Source organism: Streptomyces sp. NPDC002232 (assembly GCF_042890295.1).
GTDB lineage: Bacteria > Actinomycetota > Actinomycetes > Streptomycetales > Streptomycetaceae > Streptomyces.
Map to the genome: position 1 here is coordinate 357,390 of NZ_JBIARV010000002.1, position 14,068 is coordinate 371,457.

Genomic DNA, 14,068 nt, shown 5'->3' on the forward strand with positions numbered 1-14,068 from the left:
CGGGCGCCGGATAGGCTCGCCCACATGGCACGGATTGTGGTGATCGGCGCGGGACTCGGCGCCATGGCGGCGGCGGCCCGGCTGGCGGTCGCCGGGCACGCGGTGACGGTGTACGAGAGGACGTCGACGTACGGCGGCGCGGTCGGGCGCTTCGAGCGCGACGGCTTCGCCTTCGACACCGGGCCCGGGCTGCTGCACCTGCCGGCCGTCTACCGGGACCTGTTCGTGAAGACGGGCAAGAAGCCGCTGGAGGAGTGTGTCGGTCTGACGCAGGTCGACCCGGCGGCCCGTCACGTCTTCGCCGACGGCACCCGTGTCGACCTGCCGAACGCCTCCCGGGCCGGCACGGTCGCCGCGCTGGAGGCCGCCCTCGGCGCGGGTACGGGCGAGCGCTGGGGCGACTTCCTGACGCGGGCCCGCGAGGCCTGGGACCGGACCCGGCGCCCGCTCCTGGAGGAGCCGCAGCCGGCCGACCGCACGGCGCTCGCCTCCGCTCCGTATCCGGCCCTGAAGCCGGGCTTCCTGCGCCGCCCGACGACGACGCTCGCCCAGGTGGGCGCGCGGGAGCTGCGCGATCCGCGCCTGATCGCGCTGCTCGACTCCTATGCGGAGGCGTACGGCTTCCCGGCGTCCGCCGCCCCGGCCTCGGCCGCCGTCCTGCCGTACATGGAGCAGACCTTCGGCAGCTGGTACACGGCCGGCGGCATCCGGGCGCTCGCGGACGCGGTGTACGAGCGGTGCCGGGAGCGGCGGGTGGAGTTCGTCTTCGACGCCGCTGTGGACGAGCTGCTGACCGAGGACGGCCGGGCCGTCGGGGTCCGGCTCGCCTCCGGCGAGACCGTCGGGGCGGACCACGTGGTGGCGGGCGCGCCGGTGCCGTCGCTCCACCGCGAGCAGGTCCTGCCGTGGGACCGCGCCGACGAGCGGCCGCCCTTCGCGCACGGGTCCACCGGCCGTCTGACGGTGCTGCTGGCCCTGCGCGGGGGCCGCGAGGACGGAGCCGCGCACCGCACGGTCGTCCACGGCGACGGGGACCGGCCCGGAGTGACCGTGCTGCGGCCCGGCGACCCGGCGCTGCGGCCGGACGCGGAGCACGAGTCGGTGACGGTCTCGACGCTGGTGGACCTGGAGCGCGAGGAGGACATGGCCGTGCTCGCCGACCGGACGGTCGAGGCGGCCGGCCGGGCGGTGCCGGGGCTCGCCGAGCGGCTGCTCTGGCGCGAGGTCCGCACACCCGAGGACGTCCGGGCGGCCACCGGGGCCGCCGAGATCCCGGGCCCGGCGCTCGCGGACGCCGCGGGGACCTACCTCCCGGCGGCGAACCTCTCCCCCGTGCCCGGGCTGTACTTCGCCGGGGGCTGGTCGCACCCCGGCGGCGGGCTCGCCCACGCGGGCATGTCGGGCGCGCTGGTCGCCGGGCTCATCGTGGAGGGCGCGGAGTTCCGCGGCTCCCGGTGACCTCGCGGCGGGGTCAGTAGCGGTACTGCTGCTGGTCGTCCGGGTGCGGCTGCTCGTAGCCGTAGGGGGCCTGCGGCTGCTGCGGCTCCGGCTCGGTGTCGCGCTGCTGCGGGACCCAGACGCCGCCGGGCGGGGTGTCGTAGGTGTACGAGGGCGCGTAGGGGTCGGCGTAGTAGGAGCCGTACTGCTGGCCGTCCGTGCCGGGGCCGATGTACGGGTCGGAGTACGCGGCGTACTGCTGCTGCCCGGCGTCCTGGCCGTAGTCGTAGGCCTGCTGCGGGTGGGCCGGCTGCTCGTAGCCGGTCTGTTCGTACCCGGTCTGCCCGTAGCCCGGCTGCTCGTACCCGGTCTGCTGGTAACCGGAGGCGTAGGGGTCGTATCCCGTGCCGTACCCGGCTGACGCGGCGCTCTGGGCGCCCGCGTCGTAGACCCCGTACTGGCCGGTGTCCTCGGGCATCGGCTGCGGCTCGTAGACGGCGGTCTTCTCGGCCTCGGTCTCGGGGTGCGGGTCGTGCCCGTCCTCCGTGCCGTACGCCGCCTGCGGGGTGTCGTACGAGAGTTCGGTGACCTCCAGGGTGGGTCCGGCCGCGGCCGGACCGGTGGCCTTGCGGCGGCGGCTCGCGCCGGGGTTGCCGCCGATGGCCCAGCCGGTGGAGAAGCCCCGGCGGAAGGAGAGCGTCACGTACGCCTGGCCGACGGCGAAGGCCACGGCCCCCGCGACGATGACGAGGACGGAGGGCAGCAGGACGCCCAGGACGACGCAGAGGAAGCCGCCGAAGGCGAGCAGGCGCCAGCGCAGCCGCGCCTTGTACTGGAGGAGCACCTCCCCCAGCAGCCACAGCGCGACCACGCCGAACGCGATGTAGAGGACCGTCCACCCCATGCCCCGCCGCCCCTCTCCACGGTCACCGCCGCGGGTCGGGGCGGGTACGACCGGTCACGACTGCTGGTGCAGTCCGAGATTCTCGTAGATCTCGAGCGTCGCGGTGGAGCTGTTGAGCGTGATGAAGTGCAGTCCGGGGACACCCTCGGAGAGCAGACGCGCGCAGAACTCCGTCGCGAACTCGATACCGATGGAGCGTACAGCGGCGGGATCGTCCTTGACGGCGAGGATGCGCTCTTTCACATGCGCGGGGAAGGCGGCGTTGCTCAGCTGGGGCAGCCGGTCGAGGGTCTTCACGTTCACGACGGGCATGACCTCGGGGATGATCGGGGTCTCGCAGCCCGCCTTCTCCGCGCTGTCGCGGAGCCTCAGGTAGTTCTCCGGGTCGAAGAACATCTGGGTGATCGCGTAGTCGGCGCCCGCGCGGCACTTGTCCACGAAGTGCCGGATGTCCGTGTCCCAGTCGGTGGACCGGGGGTGCATCTCCGGGAAGGCGGCGACGCCGACGCAGAAGTCTCCCGACTCCTTGATCAGCCGGACGAGGTCGGCGGCGTACGTCACGCCCTCCGGGTGCTCGACCCACTCACCGAGCGGGTCACCCGGCGGGTCGCCGCGCACGGCGAGCATGTTCCGGATCCCGGCGTCGGCGTATTGGCCGAGAATGTTCCGCAGCTCGGCGACGGAGTGGTCGACGGCGGTGAGGTGGGCGACGGGGGTGAGCGTGGTGTCGGAGGCGATCTTCTGGGTCGCCTTGACGGTGCCGCCGCGGGTGGAGCCGCCGGCGCCGTAGGTCACGGAGACGAAGCTGGGGCCGACCGCCTCGACGCGGCGCATGGCGTTCCAGAGGACCTGCTCGCCCTTCTCGGTCCGGGGCGCGTAGAACTCGAAGGAGTACGACGTGCCGCCGTCCGCGAGGATCTCTCGGACGGTGCGCGCGCGGTCCGAGCGGACGGAAGCGGTACCAAGGGCCATATCGGCAGGTTAGACGCGGGGCGTGGCGCCGCGTACTCCCCGTCCGAGTGGTGGACACCTTTTCGGACAGCCACCCGACGGTCGGTGCAGGGGGGTGGCGCCGGGGGCGGAGAGCGCGGCCGTGCGGTCCGGCGGCCGCCGGGGCCTCAGGCGCCGACGCGCTCGCGGACGCGCTTGGCCAGGGAGGCCGTCGCGGCGGCCGGGTCGTCCGCCTCGGTGATGGCGCGGACGACGACGATCCGGCGGGCGCCCGCGTCCAGGACCTCGTCCAGGTTCGTCTCGTCGATGCCGCCGATGGCGAACCAGGGCCGGTCCTGCTCCAGGCCCGCCGCGTACCGCACGAGGTCGAGCCCCGGCGCGTACCGTCCGGGCTTGGTGGGGGTGGGCCAGCAGGGGCCGGTGCAGAAGTAGTCCACGCCCGGTTCGACGGCCGCCGCCGCGGCCTCGGACTCGGCGTGGCAGGAGCGGCCGATCAGCACCTCGTCGCCGAGGATCGCGCGGGCGGCGGGCACGGGCAGGTCGCCCTGGCCGAGGTGGAGGACGTCGGAGCCGATGGCGTGGGCGACGTCGGCCCGGTCGTTCACCGCGAGGAGCCTGCCGTGCCGGCGGGCGGCCTCGGCGAAGACGGCGAGGTGCTCCAGCTCCTCACCGGCCTCCATCCCCTTGTCGCGGAGCTGCACGATGTCCACGCCGGAGGAGAGCACGGCGTCGAGGAAGTCCGGCAGGTCGCCCTGGCGCTTCCGGGCGTCGGTGCACAGGTAGAGCCGGGCGTCGGCGAGCCGCTCACGAGACGTGGACATGGATGGGTTCCCCCCGTTCGAGTCGCCGGTGCCGCGGCGGCCGGCCCATGAGGGGCCGGCCGCCGCGGCACCCGCGGATGGTGTCTTCGGTGCGGGCGCGCCTCAGAGGGCGAGCGCCTGGGCGCGGCGCTTCACCTCCGTGCCGCGGTTCTCGTTGAGCGCCTGCGCGGGCGTGCCCGGCAGGCTCTCGTCCGGAGTGAAGAGCCACTCCAGCATCTCCTCGTTGGTGAAGCCGTCGTCCCGCAGCACCGTCAGGAGCCCGACGAGACCCTTGACGATCTTGTCGCCCTGGATGAAGGCGGCGGGGATCTGCAGGGCGTTGTTCTCGCCGCGGCGCACCGCGATGAGCTGGCCCTCCTTGATCAGCTGTCGCACGCGCACCACGTCGATGTCGAGCATCTCCGCGATGTCGGGCACGTAGAGCCAGGCGGGGACGAGCGCATCGATCTTTACGTCAATCTCGGTCACGGGACAAGCCTGCCATCCCGGACTGACAGCCGGTAGTCGGGCCCTACCGGACCGCGGCCTTCAGGGGGACGGACGGGTCCGCGGCGCGCTCCGGGTCGACGGGGACGGCGGCCTCGATGAGCCTGCGGCCCTGGGCCAGGTCGCGGGGGCGGCCGACCGCGAGGAGGGCCACCGGCACCCCGGCGCGCAGCCAGAGCACGGACCAGGCGTCGTCGGCCGGGTCGCCGCGCCAGAGCAGCGCGTCGGCGTCCGCGTGGTGTCCCGCGTACTGGACGAAGCGTCCGAACTGCTCGGACCAGAAGTACGGCACCGGGTCGTAGGGCGCGTCGGCGGCCCCGGTGATCGCCGAGGCGACCGCGCGGGGCCCCTGGAGGGCGTTGTCCCAGTGGTGGACGAGGAGCCGCTCGCCGTAGCGGGCGGAGGGGAAGGAGGCGCAGTCGCCGACGGCGTACACATCGGGCAGGGAGGTGCGCAGCCGGTCGTCCGCGGTGACCGCGCCGCCCGGGTCGAGGGCGATGCCGGAGCCGGTGAGCCATCCGGTGGCGGGGCGGGCGCCGATGCCGACGACGACGGCGTCGGCGGCCAGTTCGCGGCCGTCGGCGAGGACGACGCGGCCGGGCACGCCGGGGCCACCCGGCTCGACGGTGTGCACGCGCGCGTGGGTGAGGAGTTCGGCGCCGTTCGCCCCGTACCAGTCGGCCATGGGGGCGGTGACCTCGGCGGGCAGGGCGGCGGCGAGGGGGCGGTCGGCGGCCTCGACGACGGTGACGGCGCAGCCCGCCTCGCGCGCGGCGGTGGCGAACTCGGCGCCGATCCAGCCGGCGCCGACGACCACGACGGAGTGGCGGCGCTCCAGGACGGGCCCGAGCCGCACGGCGTCGTCGAGGGTGCGCAGCAGATGGACCCCGGGGACACCCTCGGTGCCGGGCAGGGTGACGGGATGGGCTCCGGTGGCGAGGACGAGGACGTCGTAGGCGACGGGTCCGGACTCGGTGTCGATCTCGTGGTCGGCGGCGCGCAGCCCCGTGACGTCCAGGCCGAGCCGGAGCTCGATGCGGAGATCCTCGAAGTCGATCTCGAAGGCGGAGTCCTCGGCCTTGCCGAGCAGGATCGCCTTGGAGAGCGGGGGCCGGTCGTAGGGCTGGTGGGGTTCGGCCCCGATGAGGGTCACGGGGCCGGCGAAGCCCTGCTCGCGCAGGGCGACGGCGGTCTGGACGCCCGCCATTCCGGCGCCGACGATCACGACGTGCTGCTGGGCCTGCTTCTGCTCGCTCACCCGACCACCTTACGCATCTGACGAACCGTCAGGAAGGGTGGGGTCTGTGGCCCGGTATCGGCGCGGGCTAGTCTGGCGGGCGTAAAGCACTCGCGGGAGCCCGGACGCACCGGGCTGAGAGGGAGGCTGGGACGGCCTCCGACCGTACGAACCTGATCCGGGTCATGCCGGCGAAGGGAGGGGCTGGACGCCCATGCGTTCTTCCGATGTCCTCGTGGTCGGGGGCGGCATCATCGGCCTGGTCACGGCCTGGCGGGCCGCGCAGCGCGGACTGCGCACCGCCGTCGTCGACCCGGACCCGGGCGGCGGCGCCGCACGGGTCGCGGCCGGCATGCTCGCCGCCGTCACCGAACTCCACTACGGCGAGGAGACCCTGCTCGGGCTCAACCTCGCCTCCGCGGCCCGCTACCCGGCCTTCGCCGCCGAACTGGAGGAGGCCGCCGGGCAGGACGTCGGCTACCGGGCCTGCGGCACCCTCGCCGTGGCCCTCGACGCCGACGACCGGGCCCACCTGCGCGAACTGCACGCCCTTCAGACCCGCTGCGGACTCGTCTCGGAGTGGCTCAGCGGCCGCGAGTGCCGCCGCCTCGAACCGATGCTGGCGCCCGGCGTCCGGGGCGGACTGCGCGTCGACGGCGACCACCAGGTCGACCCCCGCCGGCTCGCCGCCGCACTGCTGCGCGCCTGCGAGCGGGCCGGGGTCTCCTTCCACCGGACGCTCGCGGAGCGGCTCACGGTCGCGGGCGACCGGGCGCGCGGCGTCCTCCTCGCCGACGGCGAGGAGCTGACGGCCGACCAGGTCGTGCTCGCCGCGGGCAGCCTCAGCGGGCGGCTCGCGGGCGTGCCGGACGAGGTGCTGCCGCGGGTCCGCCCCGTGAAGGGCCAGGTCCTGCGCCTGCGCGTGCCGGCACCGTACGCCCCCTTCCTCTCCCGCACCGTGCGGGCCGTCGTCCGCGGCAGCCATGTCTACCTGGTGCCCCGCGAGAACGGCGAGCTCGTCGTCGGCGCCACCAGCGAGGAACTGGGCTGGGACACCACGGTGACCGCGGGCGGGGTCTACGAGCTGCTGCGCGACGCCCACGAGCTCGTCCCCGGCATCACCGAACTGCCGCTCACCGAGACCCTGGCCGGTCTGCGCCCCGGCTCCCCCGACAACGCGCCGCTGCTCGGCCCCACCGCCCTGCCCGGCCTGCACCTGGCCACCGGCCACTACCGCAACGGGGTGCTGCTCACCCCCGTCACCGGCGACGTCATGGCGGAGCTCCTCACCACGGGCACCCTCCCCGACGAGGCGCGCCCCTTCACCCCCCGCCGTTTCTCCCCCGCCCCTCCCGTACGTCAGGAGCAGCCCGCATGAACGTGTCCGTGAACGGAGAGGCCCGCGAGCTCTCCGCCCCCCTCTCCCTGGACGCCCTGGTGGCGACCCTGACCTCGGCCCGCTCCGGGGTCGCCGCCGCGCTCAACGAGACCGTCGTGCCGCGCGGCGAGTGGACGACGACGCTGCTCGGCGACGGCGACCGCGTGGAGGTCCTCACCGCGGTGCAGGGGGGCTGAGCGCGATGTCCGACGACGTGTTCGCCCTCGGCGGTACGGAGTTCTCCTCCCGGCTCATCATGGGCACCGGCGGCGCGCCCAGCCTCGACGTCCTGGAGCGCTCCCTCGTCGCCAGCGGTACGGAGCTGACCACGGTCGCCATGCGGCGCCTCGACCCCACCGTCCAGGGTTCGGTCCTCTCCGTCCTGGAACGGCTCGGCATCCGGGTCCTGCCGAACACCGCCGGCTGCTACACGGCGGGCGAGGCCGTCCTCACGGCCCGCCTGGCACGGGAGGCGCTGGGCACCGACTGGGTCAAGCTGGAGGTGGTGGCGGACGAGCGGACCCTCCTTCCGGACGGGGAGGAACTCCTCGCCGCGGCCGAGACCCTCGTCGACGACGGCTTCACCGTCCTCCCCTACACCAACGACGACCCGGTCCTCGCCCGGAAGCTGGAGGACGTGGGCTGCGCGGCGATCATGCCGCTCGGCTCCCCCATCGGCTCCGGACTCGGCATCCGCAACCCGCACAACTTCCAGCTGATCGTCGAGCGGGCCGGCGTTCCGGTGATCCTCGACGCGGGCGCGGGAACCGCCTCGGACGCGGCGCTCGCGATGGAGCTGGGCTGCGCGGCGGTGATGCTGGCGTCGGCGGTGACCCGGGCGCAGGAGCCGGTGCTGATGGCCTCGGCGATGCGGCACGCGGTGGAGGCGGGGCGGCTGGCGTGGCGGGCGGGGCGGATCCCCCGCCGGCACTTCGCCGAGGCGTCCTCCCCGACGAAGGGCCACCCCCACCTGGACCCGGAACGCCCGGCGTTCTGACCCGGTTGCGGGCGTCGCGCCGCTGTTGCGGGCGGCGCCCCGCCGTTGCGGCCCGCGCCGCGCCGTTGTGGGCGGCGCCCCGCCCGTTGTGGGCAGGCGTTCCGCAAGGGGCGGAACGGGTGGGCACAACGGAACGGCGCCCTTGCCGGCGCCAGAGGCTCCTGCGCCCGAACCCGCACCGATTCGTGCCCGTCACACGTGGTGCGGGCCAGGGCACAGGACGCGGAGGCGCCGCGAAAGGGCGCCGTCCCGTGTGCCCACCCGTCCCGCCCAGCGGGACGATTGCCCACACGGCAGCGGGCGACGGGCCCAAACGGGCGCGGGTGCCGTCCCGCAGACAGCGGGCGTGGGCGAAGGCCCACGACGGGCGCGGGCCCAAGCGAAGAACGGGCGCGGGCGCAGGCCCGCACCTAGGGCGGGCGCGGACGGGCGCAGGCCCGCACGGACGGCGGGCACCGACAGGCGCGGGGCGACGACCACGCGCAGCGGGCGCGGGCCCCGCTCGGGGCGCAGGCCCCGCTCGGGGCGCAGGCCCCGCTCGGGGCGCGGGCCCCAGCGTGGCGGAGGTCACACCCCCGGCACCGTCGCAGGTCGCGGTGCGGCGCGAGGCTCGTCACAGGTGGGCTGCAGTCGGGGGCGACCGCGCGAGCACCCCGCACCGCCCTCGTAGACTCGTCGCCGTGGACACGACCCTTCAGGACCCCCTCGTCGGGCGGCTGCTCGACGGCCGCTACCGCGTCGACGCGCGCATCGCCGTCGGCGGGATGGCCACGGTCTACCGGGCCGTCGACACCCGCCTCGACCGCATCCTCGCGCTCAAGGTGATGCACCCCGCCCTCGCCACCGACGCCGCCTTCGTCGAGCGGTTCATCCGCGAGGCGAAGTCCGTCGCGCGCCTCGCGCACCCCAACGTCGTCGGCGTCTTCGACCAGGGCGCCGAGGGCGCGTACGTCTATTTGGCGATGGAGTACGTCGCCGGCTGCACCCTCCGCGACGTGCTGCGCGAGCGCGGCGCCCTCTCGCCCCGCGCCGCGCTGGACATCCTGGAGCCGGTCCTCGCCGCGCTCGGCGCCGCGCACCGGGCCGGGTTCGTGCACCGGGACATGAAGCCGGAGAACGTCCTGATAGGGGACGACGGCCGGGTGAAGGTCGCGGACTTCGGTCTGGTACGGGCCGTGGGCACGGCGACCGCCACCACCGGCTCGGTCCTCGGCACGGTCTCGTACCTGGCGCCGGAGCAGATCGAGCACGGCACCGCCGACACCCGCGCGGACGTGTACGCCTGCGGTGTCGTCCTGTACGAGATGCTGACCGGCGGCAAGCCGCACTCCGGCGACACCCCCGCCCAGGTCCTCTACCAGCACCTGAACACCGACGTGCCCGCCCCCTCGGCGACCGTCCCCGGGCTCGCCCCGGAGCTGGACGACCTCGTCGCCGCGGCCACCGCCCGCGCCCCCGAGCTCCGCCCGCACGACGCGGTCGCTCTGCTCGCCCTGCTCCGGGAGGCCCGCGCCGGGCTCGGCGACGGACAGCTGGACGCCGAGCCGCCGCTGGCGCGGCCCGAGGCACGGGACACCGGCGAGGACCGGACGAGCGTGATCGCCCGCCCCGTGCCTCCCGTGACCGAGCACACCAGCCGGCTGTCCGCCCCCGAGGCGCCGCCCGCCACCCGCAGGCGGCGCCCCCCGCGCGGCCCCCTCCTGATCGTCGTCGCCGTCCTCCTCGCCCTCGGCCTGGGCGCCGGGGTCTGGTACATCAATTCCGGCCAGTTCACCCGCGTCCCCGCCGTCCTGGGCCAGAGCGAGGCCGCCGCGACGAAGCGCCTCGGCGACGCCGGTCTCGACGTCGGCACCACGAAGCGCGCCTTCAGCGACGTGTACGAGCGCGGCACGGTCATGGGCGTCGACCCCGCCCCCGGGGAACGCGTCCGCGGCAACGCCACCGTCGTCCTCACGCTCTCCCGCGGGCCGCAGATCGTGAAGGTGCCGCAGCTCAAGAACAAGCCGCTCGCCGAGGCCAGGCGCCTCCTGCGGGAGGAGGGCCTCGCCCCCGGGGTGATCACCCACGCGTTCGACGACTCCGTCGCGAAGGGGTCCGTGATCGGCTCCGACCCCGAGCCCGGCACCGACCGCGCGCCCGACTCGGCCGTCGCCCTGGTCGTCAGCAAGGGCTCCCCCGTCGACGTGCCCGACGTCGGCGGCGAGACCGTCGCCGACGCCACCGCCCTCCTCCAGGAGGAAGGGCTCACCGTCCGGGTCGCCCCGGAGCGGATCAACTCCCCCGAGGACGCCGGAAGCGTCGCGGCCCAGTCCCTCGCCGGCGGCAGCCGCGCCGCCGAGGGCGACGTCATCACCCTCACCGTCTCCAAGGGTCCGAAGCGGGTCGAGGTCCCCGACGTGACCGGGGAGTCGACCGCGGACTCGCGCACGGCCCTGGAGGACGCGGGCTTCGAGGTGGAGGTCAAGAAGTCCTTCCCGTACCTCGGCGACACGGTCGCGAGCCAGTCCGTGGAGGGCGGCGCGACCGCGCCCGAGGGCTCCACCATCACCCTCACGATCAAGGGACTCTAGAGACTCATGCGCAATCCCGTCGGCGGCCATGTCCCCGTGGCCGGTGGCCTCGCCACGGTCGGCCTCGGCTACGCCCGCGAGCTCGGCGCCGAGACCGTGCAGGTCTTCGTCGCCAATCCGCGCGGCTGGGCGACCCCGGCCGGCAGCCCGGCCCAGGACGAGCGGTTCAGGGCCGAGTGCGAGGCCGGGTCGATCTCGGCCTGGGTGCACGCCCCGTACCTGATCAACTTCGGCTCGCACACCGAGGCCACCGTGGAGAAGTCGGTGGAGTCGCTGCGGCACTCGCTGCGCCGGGGCCGGGAGATCGGCGCCCGGGGCGTGGTGGTGCACACCGGCTCGGCGACGGGCGGGCGCCCGCGCGAGGTGGCCCTCGCCCAGGTGCGGGAGCGGATGCTGCCGCTGCTCGACGAGCTGACGCACGAGGACGATCCGTATCTGCTCCTGGAGTCGACGGCGGGCCAGGGCTTCTCGCTCTGCTCGCGCACCTGGGACTTCGGCCCCTACTTCGACGCCCTGGACCACCACCCGAAGCTGGGCGTCTGCCTCGACACCTGTCACATCTTCGCCGCCGGACACGACCTGGCGGGCCCGCACGGCGCGACCCAGACCCTGGACCTGCTGGTGGAGACGGTCGGCGAGGGGCGCCTGAAGCTGATCCACGCCAACGACTCGAAGGACGTGGTCGGCGCCCACAAGGACCGGCACGCGAACATCGGCGCGGGGCACATCGGCGAGGAGGCGTTCGCCCGGCTGCTGCGGCACCCCGCCACCGAGAACGTACCGCTGATCATCGAGACCCCGGGCGGCAAGGAGGGTCACGTCGCGGACATCGAGCTCCTGAAGAAGCTCCGCGAGCGGCGCGACTGAAGATCGCCTCCGGTTGAGGAATACCCCAGGGGGGTATAGCGTTCTCGTCGACGACAGAACGCCATTCGGGGTTGGGGGCACTGCCATGCAGCACGACGCGCACGCACACCACGAACACCGTCAGGGTCACGCCGGCTACGAGGGCCACGCGGACCACACCGCCACCCACCAGGACCACACCGCCCACCAGGGTCACCACGACCACGGGGACCACCAGGGGCACGAGGGCCACGCCGGGCACCAGCACACCCCCGGTGGCCCGGTCTCCTGGCCCATGGCCGCCCGGGCCACGCTCCACTGCCTCACCGGCTGCGCCATCGGCGAGATCCTCGGCATGATCATCGGCACCGCGTTCGGCTGGGGCAACGTGCCGACGATGGTCCTCGCGATCGTCCTGGCCTTCTTCTTCGGCTACGCGCTCACCCTGCGCGGCATCCTGGCCGCCGGCGTCGACTTCAGGACGGCCTTCAAGGTCGCGCTCGCCGCCGACACGCTCTCCATCGCCGTCATGGAGCTCATCGACAACGGCGTCATCGCGCTCTGGCCCGGCGCCATGGACGCGCACCTCGACGAGCCGCTCTTCTGGATCGTGCTGGCCCTCTCCCTGGCCGTCGCCTTCGTGGTCACCACTCCGGTCAACAAGTGGATGATCGGCCGTGGCAAGGGCCACGCGGTGGTCCACCAGTACCACCACTGAGCGGGCGGGACGGGCGGTCCGGAGCCGCTACAGCTCCGGGCCGTCCCCCGGCTCCTCCTGGTACGAGTAGCGCTGCTCCGTCCAGGGGTCGCCGAGGTTGTGATAGCCCCGCTCCTCCCAGAAGCCCCGGCGGTCGGCCGCCATGTACTCCACGCCCCGGACCCACTTCGGCCCCTTCCAGGCGTACAGGTGGGGGACGACGAGCCGCAGCGGGAAGCCGTGCTCGGCGGTGAGCAGCTCCCCGTCCTTGTGCGTGGCGAAGATCGTCTCGTCCGAGGCGAAGTCGGCGAGCCGCATGTTGGCGCTGTAGCCGTACTCGGCCCAGACCATCACGTGCGTCACCTGGGGAGCGGGCGGGGCGAGCTCCAGGACCCTGCGGGCGGACACACCCCCCCATTCGGACCCGAGCATGCTGAACTTCGTGACGCAGTGGAGATCGGCCTCTACCGTGGAGAACGGGAGGACCGAGAACTCCTCGTGGTTCCAGCACCGCTTGTCACCGTCGGCGGTCGCGCCGAAGACGCGGAACTCCCAGCGGTCGGGCTTGAACTTCGGGACGGGCCCGTAATGGGTGACCGGCCAGCCGCGCTGGAGCCGCTGTCCGGGCGGCAGATCCGGCGGAAGGTTCGGCGAACGATCCGGCTGACCCGCTCCCCGGTGTGCTCCGCTCTCCGGCTGACCCATGTCCTCCATGGTGACAGACGGCGAGGGGTGGTCATGACCAGGCAACCACCCCGGACACCCGGATCCGGGCAAGTCCGACTAAGCCTGCACTTACTGGACGCCCCCCATTCGGGGTGCGAGGATGCGGCCATCCCGCCTAGTGACGGCACGGACACGTAACGTGGAAGGATCCTGAAGCGATGCAGGGCGACCCCGAGGTCCTCGAGTTCCTCAACGAGCAGCTGACCGGCGAGCTGACGGCCATCAACCAGTACTGGCTGCATTACCGCATCCAGGACAACAAGGGGTGGACGAAGCTCGCCAAGTACACCCGTGAAGAGTCCATCGACGAGATGAAGCACGCGGACAAGCTGACCGAGCGCATCCTGATGCTCGACGGCCTGCCCAACTACCAGCGGCTCTTCCACGTCCGGGTCGGCCAGACGATCACCGAGATGTTCCAGGCGGACCGGCAGGTCGAGGTCGAGGCCATCGACCGCCTCAAGCGCGGGATCGAGGTCATGCGGGCCAAGGGCGACATCACGTCCGCCAACCTCTTCGAGGAGATCCTCGCCGACGAGGAGCACCACATCGACTACCTGGACACGCAGCTGGAGCTGATCGAGTCCCTGGGCGAGGCGCTGTACGCCTCGACGCTCATCGAGCAGCCCAGCTAGGACCCGTCCCGAGGCGTCAGGCGGCCTCTCCGAGCTCCACGACCGTCTCCGAGGTCAGGGCGGGCACGCCCTGGTCCAGGAGGTCCCGTCGCGGGCAGCTGCCGCGCCCGAGAATGGCTTGAATGCGACGGACGCAGGAACCGCAGTCCGTGCCGGCCTTGCAGGCGGAGGCGATCTGGCGGGGCGTGCACGCGCCCGCGTCCGCATGCTCCTTCACCTGCTTCTCCGTGACACCGAAGCATGAGCAGACGTACACGCGGTTCACCTCCTGCCGGGTTCCATAAGGCTAACCTAACCTTACCCGGCGGCCCGGAGCCCCAAAAGCCCCGGATACGACGATGGGGCACGGATCACAGCGATCCGTGCCCCATCTCCGTAGGAAC

General features: G+C 73.6%; 15 protein-coding genes and 1 riboswitch. Of the genes, 8 read left to right on the forward strand and 7 right to left on the reverse strand.

Annotated features, from left to right (window positions below):
• The first annotated feature begins 24 nt into the window (after nucleotides 1–24).
• Nucleotides 25–1,458 (forward strand): phytoene desaturase family protein, encoded by a 1,434-nt coding sequence (locus ACFYXU_RS08360; RefSeq protein ID WP_389456946.1) that lies wholly within the window; start codon nucleotides 25–27, stop codon nucleotides 1,456–1,458.
• 13 nt (nucleotides 1,459–1,471) lie between these two features.
• Here ACFYXU_RS08360 and ACFYXU_RS08365 read toward each other — a convergent pair whose 3' ends face one another.
• The 5 genes from ACFYXU_RS08365 to ACFYXU_RS08385 form a co-directional block, all read right to left on the reverse strand.
• The gene (locus ACFYXU_RS08365; protein WP_389456948.1) at nucleotides 1,472–2,341 is read right to left on the reverse strand and encodes a hypothetical protein; all 870 of its coding nucleotides are present in this window, start codon (nucleotides 2,339–2,341) and stop codon (nucleotides 1,472–1,474) included.
• Between the two features lie 54 nt (nucleotides 2,342–2,395).
• Nucleotides 2,396–3,313 (reverse strand): methylenetetrahydrofolate reductase [NAD(P)H], encoded by a 918-nt coding sequence (gene metF / locus ACFYXU_RS08370; RefSeq protein ID WP_329856743.1) that lies wholly within the window; start codon nucleotides 3,311–3,313, stop codon nucleotides 2,396–2,398.
• A gap of 146 nt (nucleotides 3,314–3,459) precedes the next feature.
• The gene (gene thiE / locus ACFYXU_RS08375) at nucleotides 3,460–4,113 is read right to left on the reverse strand and encodes a thiamine phosphate synthase (protein ID WP_376512076.1); all 654 of its coding nucleotides are present in this window, start codon (nucleotides 4,111–4,113) and stop codon (nucleotides 3,460–3,462) included.
• A gap of 102 nt (nucleotides 4,114–4,215) precedes the next feature.
• Nucleotides 4,216–4,581 (reverse strand): Rv2175c family DNA-binding protein, encoded by a 366-nt coding sequence (locus ACFYXU_RS08380; protein ID WP_329856746.1) that lies wholly within the window; start codon nucleotides 4,579–4,581, stop codon nucleotides 4,216–4,218.
• A gap of 43 nt (nucleotides 4,582–4,624) precedes the next feature.
• Nucleotides 4,625–5,857 carry an NAD(P)/FAD-dependent oxidoreductase gene (locus tag ACFYXU_RS08385; protein ID WP_389456950.1) on the reverse strand — a complete coding sequence of 411 codons (1,233 nt, stop codon included), beginning with the start codon at nucleotides 5,855–5,857 and terminating at the stop codon, nucleotides 4,625–4,627.
• A gap of 82 nt (nucleotides 5,858–5,939) precedes the next feature.
• Nucleotides 5,940–6,053, forward strand: a riboswitch (TPP riboswitch).
• Here ACFYXU_RS08385 and thiO point away from each other — a divergent pair.
• The 6 genes from thiO (at nucleotide 6,051) to ACFYXU_RS08415 (ending at nucleotide 12,345) form a co-directional block, all read left to right on the forward strand.
• Nucleotides 6,051–7,214, forward strand: coding sequence for a glycine oxidase ThiO (thiO, locus tag ACFYXU_RS08390; RefSeq protein ID WP_361394094.1), 1,164 nt, complete (start codon nucleotides 6,051–6,053; stop codon nucleotides 7,212–7,214). Its footprint overlaps the riboswitch before it by 3 nt.
• Nucleotides 7,211–7,411 (forward strand): sulfur carrier protein ThiS, encoded by a 201-nt coding sequence (gene thiS, locus ACFYXU_RS08395; protein ID WP_329856749.1) that lies wholly within the window; start codon nucleotides 7,211–7,213, stop codon nucleotides 7,409–7,411. The genes thiO and thiS overlap by 4 nt, the downstream gene beginning before the upstream one ends.
• 5 nt (nucleotides 7,412–7,416) lie before the next feature.
• The gene (locus ACFYXU_RS08400; protein ID WP_389408251.1) at nucleotides 7,417–8,211 is read left to right on the forward strand and encodes a thiazole synthase; all 795 of its coding nucleotides are present in this window, start codon (nucleotides 7,417–7,419) and stop codon (nucleotides 8,209–8,211) included.
• 680 nt (nucleotides 8,212–8,891) lie between these two features.
• Nucleotides 8,892–10,781: a Stk1 family PASTA domain-containing Ser/Thr kinase gene (gene pknB, locus ACFYXU_RS08405; RefSeq protein ID WP_389456953.1), complete on the forward strand. Its 1,890-nt coding sequence runs from the start codon at nucleotides 8,892–8,894 to the stop codon at nucleotides 10,779–10,781.
• Between the two features lie 6 nt (nucleotides 10,782–10,787).
• Nucleotides 10,788–11,648 (forward strand): deoxyribonuclease IV, encoded by an 861-nt coding sequence (locus tag ACFYXU_RS08410; protein ID WP_389456955.1) that lies wholly within the window; start codon nucleotides 10,788–10,790, stop codon nucleotides 11,646–11,648.
• Between the two features lie 85 nt (nucleotides 11,649–11,733).
• On the forward strand, nucleotides 11,734–12,345 hold the full coding sequence (locus ACFYXU_RS08415; RefSeq protein ID WP_389456957.1) for a DUF4396 domain-containing protein: 612 nt from the start codon (nucleotides 11,734–11,736) through the stop codon (nucleotides 12,343–12,345).
• Nucleotides 12,346–12,372: 27 nt separating this feature from the next.
• On the opposite strand, the gene ACFYXU_RS08420 is transcribed toward ACFYXU_RS08415, so the two are convergent.
• Nucleotides 12,373–13,029: a sulfite oxidase-like oxidoreductase gene (locus ACFYXU_RS08420; protein ID WP_361394086.1), complete on the reverse strand. Its 657-nt coding sequence runs from the start codon at nucleotides 13,027–13,029 to the stop codon at nucleotides 12,373–12,375.
• A gap of 179 nt (nucleotides 13,030–13,208) precedes the next feature.
• Between ACFYXU_RS08420 and bfr the strand changes: the two genes are divergently transcribed.
• Entirely contained in the window at nucleotides 13,209–13,685 is a 477-nt protein-coding gene (gene bfr, locus ACFYXU_RS08425; RefSeq protein WP_376512086.1) for a bacterioferritin, read from the forward strand.
• A 16-nt stretch (nucleotides 13,686–13,701) separates the two neighbouring features.
• On the opposite strand, the gene ACFYXU_RS08430 is transcribed toward bfr, so the two are convergent.
• Nucleotides 13,702–13,950: a (2Fe-2S)-binding protein gene (locus tag ACFYXU_RS08430; RefSeq protein WP_361394082.1), complete on the reverse strand. Its 249-nt coding sequence runs from the start codon at nucleotides 13,948–13,950 to the stop codon at nucleotides 13,702–13,704.
• Nucleotides 13,951–14,068 lie beyond the last annotated feature (118 nt).

Bases quoted from the DNA above. Each gene is read 5' to 3' on its own strand.
- thiO (WP_361394094.1), top strand. From the start codon at position 6,051: ATGCGTTCTTCCGATGTCCTCGTGGTCGGGGGCGGCATCATCGGCCTG.
- ACFYXU_RS08410 (WP_389456955.1), top strand. From the start codon at position 10,788: ATGCGCAATCCCGTCGGCGGCCATGTCCCCGTGGCCGGTGGCCTCGCC.
- bfr (WP_376512086.1), top strand. From the start codon at position 13,209: ATGCAGGGCGACCCCGAGGTCCTCGAGTTCCTCAACGAGCAGCTGACC.
- thiS (WP_329856749.1), top strand. From the start codon at position 7,211: ATGAACGTGTCCGTGAACGGAGAGGCCCGCGAGCTCTCCGCCCCCCTC.
- ACFYXU_RS08360 (WP_389456946.1), top strand. From the start codon at position 25: ATGGCACGGATTGTGGTGATCGGCGCGGGACTCGGCGCCATGGCGGCG.
- ACFYXU_RS08365 (WP_389456948.1), bottom strand. From the start codon at position 2,341: ATGGGGTGGACGGTCCTCTACATCGCGTTCGGCGTGGTCGCGCTGTGG.
- ACFYXU_RS08415 (WP_389456957.1), top strand. From the start codon at position 11,734: ATGCAGCACGACGCGCACGCACACCACGAACACCGTCAGGGTCACGCC.
- ACFYXU_RS08420 (WP_361394086.1), bottom strand. From the start codon at position 13,029: ATGGGTCAGCCGGAGAGCGGAGCACACCGGGGAGCGGGTCAGCCGGAT.
- thiE (WP_376512076.1), bottom strand. From the start codon at position 4,113: ATGTCCACGTCTCGTGAGCGGCTCGCCGACGCCCGGCTCTACCTGTGC.
- metF (WP_329856743.1), bottom strand. From the start codon at position 3,313: ATGGCCCTTGGTACCGCTTCCGTCCGCTCGGACCGCGCGCGCACCGTC.
- ACFYXU_RS08400 (WP_389408251.1), top strand. From the start codon at position 7,417: ATGTCCGACGACGTGTTCGCCCTCGGCGGTACGGAGTTCTCCTCCCGG.